The organism is Pseudoalteromonas rhizosphaerae (genome assembly GCF_902498845.1).
Classification (GTDB): Bacteria; Pseudomonadota; Gammaproteobacteria; order Enterobacterales; family Alteromonadaceae; genus Pseudoalteromonas; species Pseudoalteromonas rhizosphaerae.
Map to the genome: position 1 here is coordinate 188,128 of NZ_CABVLM010000005.1, position 16,980 is coordinate 205,107.

Sequence of the window (16,980 nt, forward strand, 5' to 3'; positions counted from 1 at the left end):
TTTACTTTTTACTTTTTTAAACAGCTTAAACTTCACAAGTATAAAGGGGTGTCTAATTTATACTCATGAGATTGAAGCCAAGCATGAGCACCATTAAAAGAAATAAAAACCCTACGCTCATAACTAGGTATTGAGTAAGGGATCATTTTTCCAATTGTTCAGCTTTAAGCGCAGTACTTTGCAACAATCGGTTCTATCCCGGGCACACCCAATTCCCGTTCATCAAAAGTGATAAAATGGCCTATTGTACGTCTTTCAATGGCGATGTTTTTTGCCTTGACTCTTTAACCTTAACCATTCGCCAACTTTACTTCTTAGCTGATATTCCGGTATACACCAGACTGGCACCGACTGAAAATAAGAAGTAGCTTACTATTACTGCTCTTAGTTCTTTCCAAAAAAACTATTAGCTAGGCCTTTCCTAACATAACTAAAATGGTTTAAATCCCAAAAAACGAAAGCTACCATCAATATAGTTGCGGTAGCTCTCATCAAGTCAATATAGTATTTCTTCACATCAGAGCCAGAACTTGATACCTGCAACAAAAGCAGTATCACGAGTACTTTGCCCATTTAACTTCGCAAAGTCGGCTGTATTACCAAATTTATTTGTCCACTCAACGCCAACATAGGGAGCAAACTGGCGGGTAAACTCATAACGAACCCGAAAACCAATAGTACTGCTCGATAAACCACTACCAAGGTTATTTTGGACGTCGTCCTTACCGTAAAGCGTTAACTCTGCACGTGGTTGAACAATTAACTTTTGTGTGAGTAATAGCTCATATTCCGCTCTAAGCGATAGTGCTGTATTGCCTTTTTCGCCCAAGTAGCCAGTCATGTCGAGATCAAACCAATATGGAGCAAGCCCCCTAAGGCCAAAAGCTAGCCACTGTCGGTTTTCACCGTCTTTATTGTAATCAAACCGAATCCCTGCTTGTGTATCCCAATATGTTGAAACAGCATGGCCCCATAAAATATCTGTTTGGTTCTCCTCTAGATTTCCTTTGCTAAAATCACCCTCGGTTTTTATGACTAACCTGTCAAAAGTAGTGCCATACCATGCCTGAAAGTCAAAAACACCTGCGTTTGTTTGCTCATTATATTCAAGACGATCCCCTAGTAGCGCGTAAAATGAATGCTCATCTGCCAAAGTCAGTCGTTTGTCGCTACTGAGTGCATAAGGACCTTCAGTCAAAGTTGTACCTGCTGCATAAGCATGGGGGTCTCTAGCATCTTTAGGTGCATCTCCACCTTGTGCTTGCATTTTAGAATCACCCATCTCAGTCATCTCATCTTTTGCAGATACAGATACACTTATAAGGGGCAAACCTATTAATAATAGTCTTAACGTATTGGTTAGTATTAATTTTTTCATGATACAACTACCTCTCTAAACATACCTGCATCCATGTGGAATAATAAATGGCAATGCCATGCCCAGCGACCTACGTCATGAGGTGTTGTTAAAAAACTAATTCTTTGCGCTGGTTGTACAGGGATAGTATGGCGACGAACCTGTACATCACCTTTTTCATTCTCCAAATCGCTCCACATACCATGCAGGTGCATGGGATGTGTCATCATTGTATCGTTTTGTAAAATAACTCTTAAACGTTGATTATGCTTCATGTGAACTGGCGTGCTTTTTCCAAATTCCAAGCCATCAAATGACCAGCTATAACGCTCCATGTTTCCAGTTAAATGTAATTCAATTTCAGCCTCTGGCTCTTGCTGGTTTGTAATTCCCTCAAGAGAATGTAAATCTGCAAGTGTTAAAACACGGCGTCCATTTTTACGTAAACCTATACCGGGATCATCAAGGTTTGTTCTAGGCATATCAACACGCATATCAACAGAAGCTCCATACTCTGTTTTTGCATGACGCACTTTAGTGCTAGCAACAGCTAATGGGTTTTTAGTCATTCCATGTTTACTATGATCCATTGCCATCGCTCCATGACCCATTGCACTATGATCCATTTTATTAGAATTCATGCCCGACATGTCTGCCATACCTGCCATCGCGGAATGCTCACCACCTTGGGCCATATTCCCCATCATATCTGTCATCGTTAACCATTCAACGGGATCTAGAGCAGGTACTGGTGCATCAATATTAGGTGCCATTGATAAAGTACCTTTAGCATAACCTGAGCGATCCATGCTTTGTGCAAAAATCGTATATGCATCATTTTTTGGCTCGACAAGTACATCATAAGTTTCACCGGGACCAAATCTAAATTCATCTACTGTCACAGGTTCAACATTTTGTCCATCAGCTTGTACAACTGTTAACTTCAGCTCAGGTATTCTTACATCAAAAAACGTATTGCTAGAACCGTTAATAAATCTAAGCCTAACCTTTTCGCCAGCTTTAAACATTCCACGCCAGTTTGTCAAAGGCGCACAACCATTCATTAAAAAAGTCATTGCAGATGCTGATAAGTCTGCAAGATCTGTAGGGTTCATTCTCATTTTATTCCACATTTCCCGGCGTTGTAGCGCATTTGAAACGCTGCTATTTGAAATGTCATCAAAAAACTCTGGAACAGTAGGTTGATTAAAGTTAAATACATCGCTTTGTACTTTTAACTTGCGGAACAAATCCATTGGGTCATCATCAGTCCAATCAGACAATTGGATAACATGCTCATTGTCAGCACTAATAATATCCTTTTCTCTTGGCTCAATAATTAATGCGCCGTACATACCTGTCATTTCTTGAAAGCCACTGTGTGAGTGATACCAATATGTGCCGCTTTGTTGCAGCTTAAATTTATAAACAAAGGTTTCACCCGGCATTATACCTTTAAAGCTAATACCCGGTACGCCATCCATTTGATACGGAAGAATGATCCCATGCCAATGAATTGAACTCGGCACTGATAATTTATTAGTTACCCTGATAGTAACGTCATCACCTTCTCTGAGGCGCAAGGTAGGAGCTGGTATTGAGCCATTGATTGTTGTAGCCATTCTTACAACACCTGTGAAGTTTACGGGTGACTCATCTATCACCAGATCTATTATTTCTCCACTTAGTTCGGGCACAGTACCTGTTATTGTTCCAGCCACTAAAGATGAAGCAGCATGAAGAATGCTTGGAAAAGCAGCTAATATACCGCCAGCAGCTAAACCTTGTACAAAGCGTCTACGCGGTGTAGAAATTTGATGTAATGGATCTTTAATTCTCATTTTACTCTCCGAGGTTTGACCAATAAATTAGTGTGACCAATGAATGTGCGTAATTTTCCATTCACCGTTTTGCTTTTCGAGAACCATTGTTTCCATCCCTTGATAATCACGTTCTTCACCATTGTAAGTACCTTTAGTTTGACTACGCGAGGCAGAGATAGCTGTATTTCCAAGTATCGTCACTTGATGTTCAAGTGTGTCGCTCTTCATCGCTGCTAAATACTTCATATCCGACAACATATGATGATGAGCATATTCATCAGCGCTCCTTTCAACGCGGCCTCCCTCGAAAATGGTGACATCATCCGCTAACTGCGCTCTAGCCTGTTTTTGATTGCCAGTTTCAAGTGCTTGATGAAATGCCAAAACAACTTTTGCGGCTGGTGTATCTACACCTTTAAACAATCCTTTGTCTTTATTCTTATCACCATGAGCGTTTGCTGCGAAACTAAACGTCATTAATAAAACGAGTAGGATATTTATTGTTTTCATTTTCTTTTTCTCTTTTAGGTTTTAATTTGCAGGACCAACAACACTAGTAAGCCCAGCAGTTACAGATAAAATGGCAAAAGCTACTACCATTTCTATCGAGATAGATTTAGATAAAGCCTCTCTGCCTTGACTATTTTTAAGTTGTGGAACGAGTATTAGTTTATGTTTAGCAGCAAGTGCCAAAATAGACACTACAAGGGCCAATTTAAACAACAGTGTTTGTCCGTAACTTGAGCTTATTAGTGCATCAAGACTTCCGACCAATTGAATCACGAGCCAGAGGCCTGCTACCAACAATAGGCTCAATGTAAAACTTGCTTGTTTGCCAAAGCTTTCCATCAGCAAATGAAGTTCTGCATAACTTAGCTGATGGCAAGCCTGTTTTAGTGGCAATAACGCCCCAAACCACCATGCCATAACGAGCACATGCAAAATAAGCAAGCCTTTTTCAATTGTGCCTAACTCAGAAATATGACCCAGTAACGTGAATGAGTATGCAAGGATTAATAAACTCAACATTAAAGCGCTTTGTTTTAAGTACGAGTTCACAGCGAGTTTGAACCTTAAAGCTAAAGCGATTATTGCGGTAACTAGCCCAAGCGCTCGAAGCAAAGCTCCAGTGCCGACAGAGGAGTCCCACATAATAGCCAATATATCAGCGTCTATCGCCCCCTGAATTCCCTCTTCTGCCATTGCACCAGTACTGGCAAAGAACCAAGTAATATTAGCGATCAAAGCCATAACTATATAAGTTCTTGTCCACGTTAAATTCGCTATTACAGTATTAGTATGAGATTCATTATTCTCAAATATTTGCCTGAAAAATGTATAACCTGCAATACAGGCAAAGCCGACGTAAAATACAATTTTTGACAGTACAATGACTGTATTCCAGATATACATTTCCATATCAATCACACCGCCTATTTTAGTGAACCATAAAGCCGAAGCTATGTTTCATTTTATGACCATCGTTACCTAAGAAGGTTACATCCACAGTATAGTTTGCAGGAGCTAATTTAGGTAGTTTCCATGTAAATTTGCTAGTAGCGACTTTAGAAGGCTCGAATCCAAATTTAAATTCTTCGCCTTGTTTATTGGCCAATGAAACTTTTACAACACGTACCTCTTTGGTGAACACCAAAGTTAACTCTTCTGGAGGATTCATTAGCATTGCATTATCAGCAGGCACACTTTTTTCAAGATGCACATGCGCAAATACCGCACTACTAAAAACGACACTGATTACGGTTAAAAATTTAATTAGTTTTTTCATATTTACCTCTATTTTAGTTTATTGAAATTGCTATTTATGGTTTCTTAACTTCGCTAAGCATTACTTTTTAGCTCCGCCTTAGAAAGCTCCTTGTTAAAGGCGTTTAATTCTGGCTTTTTAACGATTGAGTAAATTACTGGGAGCACAATAAGAGTGAGTAGCACAGCACTTGTCATTCCGCCTACCATAGGTGCAGCAATACGACTCATAATCTCCGAACCTGTTCCTGTACCATATAAAATGGGCATCAAGCCGATAATGATTGTTGCAACTGTCATCATTACTGGACGAACTCGTAAGCCTGCACCGTGCAATAATGCATCTTGATATGCATCATCAGAGATAGGTTCAGCTCGCTCTTCAGCTTTTTCCTTAAGCTCAGCAAGTGCCTGATTGAGATAGACCAACATTATCACACCAATCTCAACCGCTACCCCAGCTAGAGCAATAAAGCCCACGCCAACAGCCACAGAGAAGTTAAACCCTTCCAGATACATCAACCATAAGCCACCAATCATCGCCATCGGCAAGGTAACGATAATGATAGCCACCTCACTAAACGCTCTGAAGTTTAAGTAAAGTAGAATAACAATAATGGCGAGTGTTAAAGGCAATACATAGGTGAGCTTTTCTTTCGCTCTTTCCATATATTCGTATTGCCCAGCCCAAGTAATTGAATAACCTGCTGGTAGTTTTAGATTATTAGCCAAGTGTATTTTTGCACTTTCAACATAAGTACCTACGTCAACACCGTCTATATCGATAAACGTCCAGCCATTTAAACGAGCATTTTCACTCTTAATCCCCGGCGGACCGTTCTCAACTCGAATATCTGCGACATCACCTAGTGCAATGCGTTGACCACTTGGTGTTACAACAGGTAATCGTGATAGCTGCTCAGGAGAGTCTCGATAGTCTTGCGGATAGCGTAAGTTAACAGGGTAACGCTCTTGACCTTCTACCGTTTGGGTAACGTTCATACCACCAATAGCTGTAGAAACCACTTGTTGAACATCTTCGATGTTTAACCCAAAGCGACTTGCCTTATCGCGTGAAATATCAACCTTGATATATCGTCCACCTGCAACTCGCTCTGAGTAAACTGATGCTGTGCCTGTAACTTCGGGTAAAATTTGCTCTATTTGTTGGCCGATTTCCTGAATCACATCAAGCTCTGGTCCGGCGACTTTAATACCCACAGGCGTTTTTATGCCTGTTGCTAACATGTCGATTCGGGTCTTGATTGGCATAACCCAAGCATTCGTTAAGCCCGGAAACTTAACCAATTTATCAAACTCAGCTTTTAACGATTCAGTAGTCACACCCTCTCGCCACTGCTCTTGTGGCTTCAATTGAATAAAGGTTTCAATCATGGTTAAAGGTGCAGGATCGGTTGCAGTTTCAGCTCTTCCTACTTTACCAAATACAGTTTCAACTTCTGGCACAGTGCGAATAAGCTTGTCTGTTTGCTGCAATAACTCCCTTGCTTTACCAATTGAAATACCGGGATAGGTAGTAGGCATATACATGAGATCGCCTTCATCCAATGGCGGAATGAATTCACTACCAATTTTATCGACAGGCCAAAAGCCAACGATAGTCACTAATATTGCTGCTACTATTGTCGATTTTGGAAACTTCATGACTTGCTTTAAAACAGGCATGTAGATAGCAATCAATAATCGGTTTAACGGGTTTTTCTTTTCAGAAACAACTTTGCCTCGAATAAAGTAGCCCATCAAAACAGGCACCAATGTGATCGCCAAACCTGCTGATGCCGCCATTGCATAGGTTTTTGTATAGGCGAGCGGAGAGAACATTCTTCCTTCTTGCGCTTCCAAGATAAATACAGGTAAGAATGAGACTGTAATGATCAGTAAGCTAAAAAATAGTGCAGGGCCTACTTCACTCGCAGCCTTAGCAACAATTTGCCAGCGATTTTCATCTGTTAGTGGTGTTTTCTCCATATGCTTGTGCATATTTTCAATCATCACTATTGCACCATCAGTCATCGCACCAATCGCAATAGCGATACCGCCTAAAGACATAATGTTGGCATTGATGCCTTGCATATACATGATAATGAACGACACCAAGATACCTAATGGCAGAGTAACAACTGCCACAATAGATGAGCGAAGATGAAATAGGAAAGCCACACAGACAATAGCAACGACTGCAAGCTCCTCTAGCAACTTGCTCCAAAGATTATCAACAGCACGATCTATTAACTTCGATCTGTCATAAACAGGGACAATCTCCACCCCCTCTGGTAGAGAAGATTTAAGCGATTCAAGTTTTTCTTTTACCCCGTTTATGGTTTGTTGAGCGTTTTCACCAAAGCGCATAACGACAACACCACCAACAACTTCGCCTTCACCATTAAGCTCTGCGATACCACGGCGCATTTGAGGCCCTAAATTAACGGTAGCAACATCACCAATACGCAATGGCGTGCCTTGTTCGTTAATACCAAGTGGGATTTTCTCTATATCACTAACTGATTGAATATACCCCGTTGCGGTAACCATATATTCAGCTTCAGCCATTTCCACAACGGATGCGCCAGTTTCTTTGTTCCCTTTTTGTAAGGCTATTTGTATTAAACTTAGAGGAATATCGTAAGCTCTCAATTTATCAGGATCTACTTGCACTTGATACTGCTTAACCATACCACCAACGGCGGCAACTTCGGACACGCCCGGAACAGTTTGTAGTTCATACTTTAAGAACCAGTCTTGAATGCTTCTTAATTGGCTTAGATCATGGTTTCCAGACTTATCTGTTAAAGCGTAAATGTATACCCAACCCACACCTGTTGCATCAGGTCCTAATTGAGGTTTTGCCGAATCAGGCAGGCTTGATGCTACTTGGCTTAAGTATTCAAGTACTCTGCTTCTAGCCCAATACAAATCAGTATCGTCATCAAAAATAATGTAGACGTAGGAATCACCAAAAAATGAGTAACCACGAACAGTTTGCGCCCCCGGCACTGATAACATCGCTGTAGTAAGAGGAAATGTCACTTGATCCTGCACTACTTGTGGTGCCTGTCCCGGATAGCTCGTCTTAATTATCACCTGCACATCAGAAAGATCGGGGAGTGCATCTACTGGTGTTTTTTGTAATGAATACAAACCACCAAACGCGATAATTAAGGTAATCAACAAAACAAAGAAACGATTGCCGATAGACCATCTAATAATTGATTCAATCATTATTTTTCTCCCACTTAATGATTAGAATGATCAACAGCAGCTTTATTTTCCTTGCCGTGTTGTTCATCTGATTCAAGAGAAATGTCAGTGATAACTAAGTCATCTCTAACCTCAAAAGTGAAAGTGACATTATCACCGACATTGAAATCAACCATTTCTATATTGTCCGCGACGATAAAATCCATCGTCGCAGCAGGTCTATCCCATTTCTCTATTGGGCCTCTGCTAATATTTAGAATCCGTGTATCAATATCAATCGCATTAATCAAACCAGATACTGTTGCTGATGATACTTCAGGCTCACTCATGATATGAATTCCAGTAATTTCATATCCACCGTCTTCGGTTTTGCTCACTTCAAAGTGCAAAGATTGACCTGACTTTAATGAGTCAATATCGACTTTTTCAGCCACAGTAAAATCCATAACCATTTCAGGCCAATCCCAAGCTTCAGCAGGGCCATGTGAAATATTAACCATGCGGTGCCCTGCCATAACACTATTAACATCCCCTTGCATCCAAACAGAGTTAGGCACTTCATCATGAGTCATTCGTTTAAAGTCAGAGCTTTTACTTGATTCAGAATCAATCAAGAATTGGGCAGATGTCACCACAACGTCATCTTCATTTAAGCCGTCTAATATTTCGATGCTGTCGATATCAACCCGGCCAATAGTCACTTCAATAGATTTAAATTGCCCATCACCTAACGCAAGTACTACTCTGTCCTGTTTACCTGTTCTAATAACGGCTTCTTTAGGCACGAGGATGGTGCTATCAGCTTGATTAGCGTGAATAGAGACTTGTGCAAACATATTTGGTTTTAATTGATAGTCTGTGTTATCAAATTTCAATCTCACTCGGAGTGTGCGTGTTTTACTGTTCAATGTTGGATAAACATAATCAACGACACCAGCCCAGTCCTCACCGGGTAAATAATCCAGTGTCATTGATACAGGAAGTCCTTTTTTAATTAAGGCTGCGTCACGTTCAAACACTTCTGCTTCAACCCAAACTTGATCTAGCTGGCCAATGCTTAATAAGGTGTTTCCCGGCTTTACATAAAAACCTTCTCTAACCTTCAAACCATCGACAACACCTGCTTGTGGTGAATAAAAGGTAATTGTTTGCTGAACCTTTCGTGTCTTTTCTAGCTTTTGAACAAAGTCTGCTGAAAGCTGTAACGCTTTTAGGCGATCTTTGGCTGCTGAAATTAAAGAACTATTGTTGCGCTTTAACGCTATTAACAGCTCTTCCTGAGCATTAACTAACTGAGGAGAATATAGTGTATAAAGAGGCTGCCCTTTCTCTACAGGGTTACCTGCTGCTTTGATGTAAAGTTTATCAATCCAGCCATCAACCCGTGGGTGGATATGAATTAGCTTATCTTCATCATATTGAACATAACCTACCGTTGAGATTTCAGTATGCATATTTTTCAGTTCAACAGGTGCAGTGCGAACCCCAAGGTTATTCACTACATGAGGCGCAATTTTTACTGCTCCGGGGCCAAAGTCATCACCAGATGATCCTTCCTCATACACTGGAATTAGATCCATCCCCATAGGCGACTTACCGGGCTTGTCCCGGCGGTAATTAGAATCCATCGGTGCAACCCAATACAGAGGCTTTTTTTCTCCTGATGTTGCTTCATTACTATTACTGTTTGAGCCAGTACCTTGATATAAACTCAATGCTCCAGCACCAAGTGCTGCCCCAATGATGATGGCAATAATTGTTTTTGTATTCGTTGACATTATTTTTCTCCAAATTGCTGACTGGATAAGTGCTGATTAGTTTTGTGTGAAGTTTGCATCGACTTATGTTCAGCATTTGAGTTAGATTGAGAATGCGCAAAGAAATAGTTGATACGAGCAACTGTTTTAAGTGCGTCAACATCAATTCTTAAAGCTGATATTCTGGTATTTAATTCGGCAATTCTTGCTCGAACAACTTCGGCAAAATCGCCATCATCATTTGTGTAGGCTGTCAATGACGCTTCTGCTTGGTCATGAGTTTGTTTAAGGAGTTGTTCTTGATAGATAGATTGTCTATCTGATAAGCGTTTAAGCTGTCTTAGTTCTTTTTCTAAAACACTGATCATTTGCTTTGTCAGTAATAGTTTCTCGGTTTTAATAGTCTCTGAATCTGCAATAGAAGCTGCAACTTGCTTATCTTGTCTGTTCTCGGTAAACAAGGGTAAATCAAACGTTACCCCAACAGAAAATAAATCAGCTCGGCTATCACCAGAGGGCATATTGTCGCGATAGGCATAACTAGCATTAACACCCCATTGCGGCTCATATTGCTGTTTGGCTAACTCAATTCCTTTTTCTGAAGCTTTGCGTTTTATATCAATCGCAAGTATGGCTGGGTGATTCGAAAGCTCCTGAGCCAATAGATTTCTTGAGTAATTAGATGCTTTTAGGACTGTTGGATTATTCAATTGAATCGAAGGCAATTCTTTTGAGACGCTAAACTCTAATGGTTGCGCGTCAAAGTTGAATGATTCATTCAAACGATCCGCATCGTAAATATGAAGCCACTCATTGAGACGAGCGATTGTCGTTTCTAGTTTCTGCTTTTGCGAAGTTAATCTGTCATCTAACTGCACGATTTCCAACTGAGCACGAATAACATCTTGCTGTCTAGTTTTACCAACAACGTTTGAATAGCTAGCTTTAGCCACTTCCGCCATCTGCTCAAAGAGAGACCAATCATCTTCAATCAATTTAATAGTTTGTTGGGCTAAGTAAGCATCTAACCAAAGTTGTGACACTTGGCTTTTCAACTTAGCTTTACGATCCTCTCGTAACAGTGGAAATTTCGTGGACTCAATTTGTAACTGGTCTTTCTTGATCTCTAGACTGTCGCCTCTCGGAAACATTTGAGAGACGCCAACCTTTAGCTGAGTCATTCCTTCCTGATCTAAATCCCAAGTATCTGTTGGTAAATTCATTATCCCTAGCGATACTTTCGGATCAGGCAAAGTACCTGAAGCAATACTTCTATTTTCAACTGCACTTTGTTTCAATCGGCTACCATGAAGCCAAGGATCATTTTGCTGAGCTAAGGTGATAGCTTGTTCAAGCGACACTACTTTCTCAGCTTGAGCTGAGAATACAGATAAGCCGAGTATTAATGCAGTTGAAAGTGAAGTAAGGTTTGAAGAGTTCAATTTCATTAGAATTGCTCCTCGTATGTCTTAACTTTTGCATAGACTTTGCTCGTTCCATCTTTAAATAGAATTAACACGTTGTATGGCATAAAGCGGTCATCGACTTCCATACCGGGAGAGCCAACTGGCATTGCTGGAACTGAAAGCCCAATCGCATTGGGATGTTCTTCTGATAAGAACTGCTGAATAAATTTAGCAGGTATATGACCTTCAAAGGCAAATCCATTTCTACTCACTGCCGTGTGGCATGAACGGTAATTAGGTTTGATACCATACTTAGTTTTGATGTTGCCGATGTTTCGGAAATCTTTGGAATGCGCAACGATCCCTTTGTCTTCAATATGAGTTATCCATTTTTTACAACACCCACAAGTAGGGGTTTTATAAACGATTAACTCCAAAGGTGTTACGTCGTTATTGTGTGCATGGTTATGTTCGTTGGCGTTTGCAAACGCAGGTGAAAGCAGCATTACTACTGCTATTTTTAAATACTTATTGATCATTTTTGCCCCCAGACATCGCTGGAAAATATCTATAGCGCTACGACGCTATATTGACTAACAGAAAAATTAATTACATGTGCGAGAAATTTGGACGCACTAATCCTGTATTAGGCAAAAATTGGTGGACGATAAAGGGAAGTGGAAATTGAATGAGGTTGTTTAGATTGCAGAGCAGCTACAGATTCACTGAATATTTGAATATCTGTCGAATCAATACTGGAATTTAGGACTGTCGTAGATGAGCAAGCATTTGCAGGACAAATACATTCAACGTCACAACAATCTTCTGATTGACCATTACTGCTTTTATTCATATCACCATGATCCATGTTCATGTTCATGTTCATGTTCATGTGTGATTCGTGAGAACCTGATGACATTTCGCAAGGCATAGCAGAATACGCAAATGCTTGCCCAACAAAGGCAACCAGCATAAGCGTCATTACTAAGACTTTTAAAAATACTTTAGACATAAGACTCTCTTTAAGAAATACAATTGAAAATCTAATATATTTATTTGAATAAGTAAACAGAAAAGCTGCAAACACTTATGAGTTATTTTGTCAACATCTAACCCTAAAGTGCCATTTCATTGCCCGAAGCTAGTTCACTTGTGCTGACACTGAAATTCCTTTTACTTATTATTTCAATAATATTTGCTAAATAAACTCAAATTTAAATGTAAAATTAGAGGGGAAGCAAGAAACTTTGATGAAACAACTATTTAATAAATTAAGTAAAAAATCAGCTAATCTTAAGTTTACAGTGATACTTTGGAAAATATTTATGAAAGGTATTTATCAGTGAAAGTTTTAGTTATCGAAGATTCAATATCACTTAGACGAAGTTTAAGGGTAGGATTAACCAACCTCGGTTTCACCGTGGATGATACTGGTGATGGCTCTGAGGGACTAAGCATGGCTTTGTCTGGAGATTATTCGCTACTAATTCTCGACTTAATGTTACCCTCTGTCGATGGTACTTCAATATTAAAGGCAATTCGTCAGGCAGGAAAAGATATCCGTGTATTAATTTTGTCTGCGAAAGACCTTACTGAAGATAAAGTTGAAGGGTTGCTGAACGGTGCTGATGACTACCTTACTAAACCTTTTTCTTTTGACGAACTGCATGTCCGTTTACTCTGTTTAATGCGGCGCGGTACTTTGAATGTGAACGCTAACAGTATTAATATTGGTGCCGTATCACTAGATTTACATTTAAAACAATTAAGATGTGGTGGTAAAGATGCTCAGCTAACCCCTAATGAATACAAAGTGGTTGAATGCTTATTTTCCAGTCAAGGAAAAGTCATTTCTTCTGAAAAGCTCAGCGAATACCTAGCCGGACAATATGATGCAATTGCAAAAAATTCTATAGAGGCTCACCTTTCTTCTGCTCGGAAAAAAGTAAGAGCTATTGGTTACGAGCTTCCAATTAAAACCAAGCGTGGCTTTGGCTACTTCGTTGAGAGTCATTAATGAATTCAATTCATAAAAAGCTAAGTCACTATCTATCAATTTCAATCTCATTACTCTTAATTTGTATCTTATTAGCAACTGATATCAGTGTTGATACATGGATTAGTGATGAGTTTGACCGAGCCATGATCAACAAAGTTGGACTACTTGAAACATTAGTTGAAGAAGATGAAAACGGAATAGAATTTGATTTTGCTGGGGAATTTATGCCGGAATTTGAAGGCAAAGAAAACCCTGAATATTTCCAACTTTGGTACAAAAGCGAAGTATTTGAGAGATCTGACACTCTAGAGCTTTTTGAAATAAAAGCTCTCTCTAGATTAGATGTAAAACTACATGAATTTATTATTCAAGATACCGTATTACCAGACGGTAGAAATGGCAGGATGCTGTATACAAAGTTTTTTCCTCAGGTTGACTCTGACATTCGTGAAATACTCGGTATAAGCAGAGAAGAATTTGCAAAGAATCAACAACCAATGGAACTTGCCTATGCGCTAAGTAGAGAAGAGTTAGACTATATCCTCTGGTTTGTTGATATTATTTTTATTTTCACATCTATATTTTCCGTATTTATTATAAGAATAATTGTCAAACTTGTTGTTTATAGGAGTTTAAAACCAATTAGTGAACTCAGTCAGCAGCTAAGAAAAATAAGTTTAAACTCTAAAAACCCGGAAGTTTCAGTAGAATTTTTACCGCAAGAACTCGTTCCGATAGCTGAAGGCGTTAATCAGTTTATTAAAGAAAATCATATTCTGTACATTCGAGAGCAGAGAATGGCTTCTGACATTGCTCACGAATTAAAAACACCAATTGCAGAGCTTATAAGTTTGAGCGAAGTTGCCTTAAAGTTTCCTCATGAAAAGGAAATATCAGATAACCTTGCAAGCGATGTCCATGGAATATCCTATCGCTTAAAAAATATCGTTAGTAGCATCATGCTATTACAAAAAAGTAGTAGTAGCCATGAGTTAGAAACTAGCAAAATTAACCTAACAGATCTAATTAGTAACATTATCTCAAGAGAAAATTCAGACGATAGAGATATTACACTTCTTTTTGATATACCTTCATTAATAGTAAATACCAACAAATTTGCTTTAGAAACTGTGTTATCAAATTTAATTAACAATGCAATCTTTTATAGTCCAACTAATTCAGGAATAGAGATAACAACATCAAAAATTGATAATAGAAATGCTTTAATCAAAATTTCAAATATCTGCTACGAAAATTATCAAGAAAATGAGCTTAAATTGTTTTTTGATCCTTTATGGCAAAAAGACGAATCAAGAACATCAACAGAGCGATTTGGATTAGGTTTAGCAATAGTAAAATCCTACTGTGAAAAAATTGGAGCAACTGTTTCAGTATCGCTAGTTGAGAAGAAAATAACATTTACTGTATCGCTGTAATGAACAAGTCTTTTAACGCTTCTTTACAACTTCTTTATCTGTTTGCTTCAAGTATTGCCTTTGCAACTGAAGTTGTCGTTGATGGCTCTCTGAATGATTCAGGTTGGCAAAGCGCGAAGAGAAACACAGTTAATTACCAAGTTGTTCCACAAACGCTAACAAAGGTAGAGAGCAACTTTTCTTATCAAATAATAACAACTGACCACGGCATATACATAGCTGTTGTGGCAACAACTAAGCAACCATTAAGAGTAAGGACACAAGAAAACGACTCGCTTTTTACCAATGATCATATTCAACTAATGATAGATATGAATAATACCGAGCAAACGAGTTATGTATTTTCAGTCAATCATCAAGGATATTATTATGATGGTATCTATAAGCAAAATAAAGAGTTAGATTTAGATTGGGGCAATCAATGGAACTTCAAAACTAAAGTATTTACCGATTCGTGGAGCACTGAAGTTTATATCCCTTGGACTGCTATGTCTTTTGCCATTCAAGAGCAGAATGAATTCGGCCTTTCTATTACCCGTTTTGATGAATCCACTAATGCAACCTATTCATCAATTCCGGCAAACGCTTCAATGAATAGTTTTTTAACAAATTTCAGCAAACAAAAAGTTGAAATTAACAATCAGTCGAGCCTAGATATTTTTCCATACATTTCGGCTAATCGAGACATTACGAACAACAAAAACTCTACTGATATAGGGGTTGAATTGTTTTGGAAACCTACTAAAAGTCAGCAATTAAGTGCCACCATAAACCCTGACTTTGGACAGGTGGAATCAGATGAGTTAGTCGTTAATTTTTCAGCCATAGAAAGCTTTTTCTCAGAAAAACGACCTTTTTTCAATGATAGTCAAAGTTTATTTGAAGTTTCAGGGCCAGAGTCTCTCAGAGTAGTACATACGCCAAGAATTGGCGGGGAGTCATATTATGATGAAGACTATTCAGGTGAGTTGGATTCTGCAATTAAATACACAATAAGTAGAGAACAATTAGATTTTGGGCTTTTATCTGCATTTGAAAGTGCCGATAGCGGGAACTCTGGTAGGGATTTTTGGTTGTTCAGAGGCCAGTACCGTTTAGGTGCTAACAAATTTGGCGCTTCACTTAATAAGGTTAATACGCCTAGCATTGAACGAAATGCAATTATTATTGAGTCTGATTTCAATTATGCATACTCAGATAGTACTGAGCTAAATTTCGGTATAATCAGATCTGATATCGAACAAGGACCTGAAACAACGAGCGACCTCGGTTGGTGGCTGACAGGAAGTACAGAGTCATCCGAGCAGCATAGTCATGAGTTTAGTCTTTTTAACTATGGAGAAGACTTACAATTAAATGACATCGGCTATGTCAAACGAGTCAATCGCAAGCAATTTGAATATGAATATCAATTTCAAATTCCAGATTTAGATAGATGGTCGATAAGAGATGTTACATTTGCGTTTGAAACTGAATTAAAAAAGAACCACCAAAATGAAAAACTACCTCGTATTGTTGGTGCAGGTGTTGAATTGGTGACAAATGCAGAATTTGAATATCAACTTTCTTTGGAGTTGGGTTCGTCTGGATATGATGATTTACTAACGCGAGGGAATAATTCCGTATGGCTACCGTCCTTTTATATAGCCGAACTTGAACTGAATTCTCCAGAATATGACTGGGGAAGCGTTGGAGTGGCAATTGAGATGGGAACGGAGGGGTTGTCTGGTAACTTTTACAACGCTGAAGTGAGCATTGAGCAGCAGATTAGTACTCTACTACACATTGGACTAACGGTATCACAATACAATAGTGATAGTTGGCTTGAATGGGATGACGGTAATACCGTCGATGAATTTAACTTCACAGAGCAAGGCATTGAACTAAGTGTAGATTATCAAATTAGTGAAAGTCAGGAAGTACGTTTTAAACTTGAGTCTGTTATCGGGAAAGCAAATCACCTAAATCAATACATCGTTGATACACAGGGTGAGTTGATAGGCTCTAAAAACCAAGATGATTTTTCATTTTCTGAAAGTGCTTTCCAGCTTCGCTATAAATATTCTTTAAGTAAATTAACCGCGCTTTACCTCAGCTATAGTTTTGGTGGGGAATTTGAAGACGATCTCGCGAAGTTTGGAAAAAGAAACCTTTATAAACAATCAATAAATGCAAAAGATGCTCATAATCTATTTGCGAAAATTCGACTTCATTTTTGA

At 38.9% G+C, this 16,980-nt stretch carries 13 protein-coding genes; 3 read left to right on the top strand and 10 right to left on the bottom strand.

The genetic code is table 11. The features are described from left to right. Positions 1-517: 517 nt before the first annotated feature. From PSR9079_RS09660 to PSR9079_RS09705, 10 genes are all read right to left on the bottom strand, one after another. Positions 518-1,378 carry a copper resistance protein B gene (locus PSR9079_RS09660; RefSeq protein ID WP_016899204.1) on the bottom strand — a complete coding sequence of 287 codons (861 nt, stop codon included), beginning with the start codon at positions 1,376-1,378 and terminating at the stop codon, positions 518-520. Continuing rightward, entirely contained in the window at positions 1,375-3,198 is a 1,824-nt protein-coding gene (locus tag PSR9079_RS09665) for a copper resistance system multicopper oxidase (protein WP_013465888.1), read from the bottom strand. The genes PSR9079_RS09660 and PSR9079_RS09665 overlap by 4 nt, the downstream gene beginning before the upstream one ends. Before the next feature lie 27 nt (positions 3,199-3,225). Next, on the bottom strand, positions 3,226-3,690 hold the full coding sequence (locus PSR9079_RS09670) for a YybH family protein (protein ID WP_016899203.1): 465 nt from the start codon (positions 3,688-3,690) through the stop codon (positions 3,226-3,228). A 21-nt stretch (positions 3,691-3,711) separates the two neighbouring features. After that, positions 3,712-4,599: a copper resistance D family protein gene (locus PSR9079_RS09675; protein ID WP_016899202.1), complete on the bottom strand. Its 888-nt coding sequence runs from the start codon at positions 4,597-4,599 to the stop codon at positions 3,712-3,714. A gap of 19 nt (positions 4,600-4,618) precedes the next feature. Further along, positions 4,619-4,966, bottom strand: a complete 348-nt coding sequence (locus PSR9079_RS09680) for a copper resistance CopC family protein (protein ID WP_008132134.1) — start codon at positions 4,964-4,966, stop codon at positions 4,619-4,621. A 53-nt stretch (positions 4,967-5,019) separates the two neighbouring features. Next, on the bottom strand, positions 5,020-8,184 hold the full coding sequence (locus PSR9079_RS09685) for an efflux RND transporter permease subunit (RefSeq protein WP_008467841.1): 3,165 nt from the start codon (positions 8,182-8,184) through the stop codon (positions 5,020-5,022). Positions 8,185-8,198: 14 nt separating this feature from the next. Continuing rightward, on the bottom strand, positions 8,199-9,941 hold the full coding sequence (locus tag PSR9079_RS09690; protein ID WP_004589254.1) for an efflux RND transporter periplasmic adaptor subunit: 1,743 nt from the start codon (positions 9,939-9,941) through the stop codon (positions 8,199-8,201). Beyond that, the gene (locus PSR9079_RS09695; protein ID WP_004589253.1) at positions 9,941-11,368 is read right to left on the bottom strand and encodes a TolC family protein; all 1,428 of its coding nucleotides are present in this window, start codon (positions 11,366-11,368) and stop codon (positions 9,941-9,943) included. The genes PSR9079_RS09690 and PSR9079_RS09695 overlap by 1 nt, the downstream gene beginning before the upstream one ends. After that, positions 11,368-11,865: a DUF411 domain-containing protein gene (locus tag PSR9079_RS09700; RefSeq protein ID WP_004589252.1), complete on the bottom strand. Its 498-nt coding sequence runs from the start codon at positions 11,863-11,865 to the stop codon at positions 11,368-11,370. Before PSR9079_RS09700 ends, PSR9079_RS09695 begins: the two co-directional genes overlap by 1 nt. Positions 11,866-11,972: 107 nt before the next feature. Beyond that, the gene (locus PSR9079_RS09705; RefSeq protein ID WP_149981301.1) at positions 11,973-12,338 is read right to left on the bottom strand and encodes a hypothetical protein; all 366 of its coding nucleotides are present in this window, start codon (positions 12,336-12,338) and stop codon (positions 11,973-11,975) included. 330 nt (positions 12,339-12,668) lie between these two features. Here PSR9079_RS09705 and PSR9079_RS09710 point away from each other — a divergent pair, with 330 nt between their 5' ends. The 3 genes from PSR9079_RS09710 to PSR9079_RS09720 are packed head-to-tail and all read left to right on the top strand — an operon-like array spanning position 12,669 to position 16,980. After that, complete coding sequence (locus tag PSR9079_RS09710) at positions 12,669-13,343, top strand: response regulator transcription factor (RefSeq protein ID WP_029609916.1); 675 nt, start codon at positions 12,669-12,671, stop codon at positions 13,341-13,343. Then, complete coding sequence (locus PSR9079_RS09715) at positions 13,343-14,761, top strand: sensor histidine kinase (protein WP_149981302.1); 1,419 nt, start codon at positions 13,343-13,345, stop codon at positions 14,759-14,761. The genes PSR9079_RS09710 and PSR9079_RS09715 overlap by 1 nt, the downstream gene beginning before the upstream one ends. After that, the gene (locus PSR9079_RS09720) at positions 14,761-16,980 is read left to right on the top strand and encodes a DUF5916 domain-containing protein (protein ID WP_149981303.1); all 2,220 of its coding nucleotides are present in this window, start codon (positions 14,761-14,763) and stop codon (positions 16,978-16,980) included. The genes PSR9079_RS09715 and PSR9079_RS09720 overlap by 1 nt, the downstream gene beginning before the upstream one ends.

Bases quoted from the DNA above. Each gene is read 5' to 3' on its own strand.
- PSR9079_RS09660 (WP_016899204.1), bottom strand. From the start codon at position 1,378: ATGAAAAAATTAATACTAACCAATACGTTAAGACTATTATTAATAGGT.
- PSR9079_RS09670 (WP_016899203.1), bottom strand. From the start codon at position 3,690: ATGAAAACAATAAATATCCTACTCGTTTTATTAATGACGTTTAGTTTC.
- PSR9079_RS09675 (WP_016899202.1), bottom strand. From the start codon at position 4,599: ATGGAAATGTATATCTGGAATACAGTCATTGTACTGTCAAAAATTGTA.
- PSR9079_RS09705 (WP_149981301.1), bottom strand. From the start codon at position 12,338: ATGTCTAAAGTATTTTTAAAAGTCTTAGTAATGACGCTTATGCTGGTT.
- PSR9079_RS09695 (WP_004589253.1), bottom strand. From the start codon at position 11,368: ATGAAATTGAACTCTTCAAACCTTACTTCACTTTCAACTGCATTAATA.
- PSR9079_RS09685 (WP_008467841.1), bottom strand. From the start codon at position 8,184: ATGATTGAATCAATTATTAGATGGTCTATCGGCAATCGTTTCTTTGTT.
- PSR9079_RS09700 (WP_004589252.1), bottom strand. From the start codon at position 11,865: ATGATCAATAAGTATTTAAAAATAGCAGTAGTAATGCTGCTTTCACCT.
- PSR9079_RS09720 (WP_149981303.1), top strand. From the start codon at position 14,761: ATGAACAAGTCTTTTAACGCTTCTTTACAACTTCTTTATCTGTTTGCT.
- PSR9079_RS09690 (WP_004589254.1), bottom strand. From the start codon at position 9,941: ATGTCAACGAATACAAAAACAATTATTGCCATCATCATTGGGGCAGCA.
- PSR9079_RS09715 (WP_149981302.1), top strand. From the start codon at position 13,343: ATGAATTCAATTCATAAAAAGCTAAGTCACTATCTATCAATTTCAATC.
- PSR9079_RS09665 (WP_013465888.1), bottom strand. From the start codon at position 3,198: ATGAGAATTAAAGATCCATTACATCAAATTTCTACACCGCGTAGACGC.
- PSR9079_RS09680 (WP_008132134.1), bottom strand. From the start codon at position 4,966: ATGAAAAAACTAATTAAATTTTTAACCGTAATCAGTGTCGTTTTTAGT.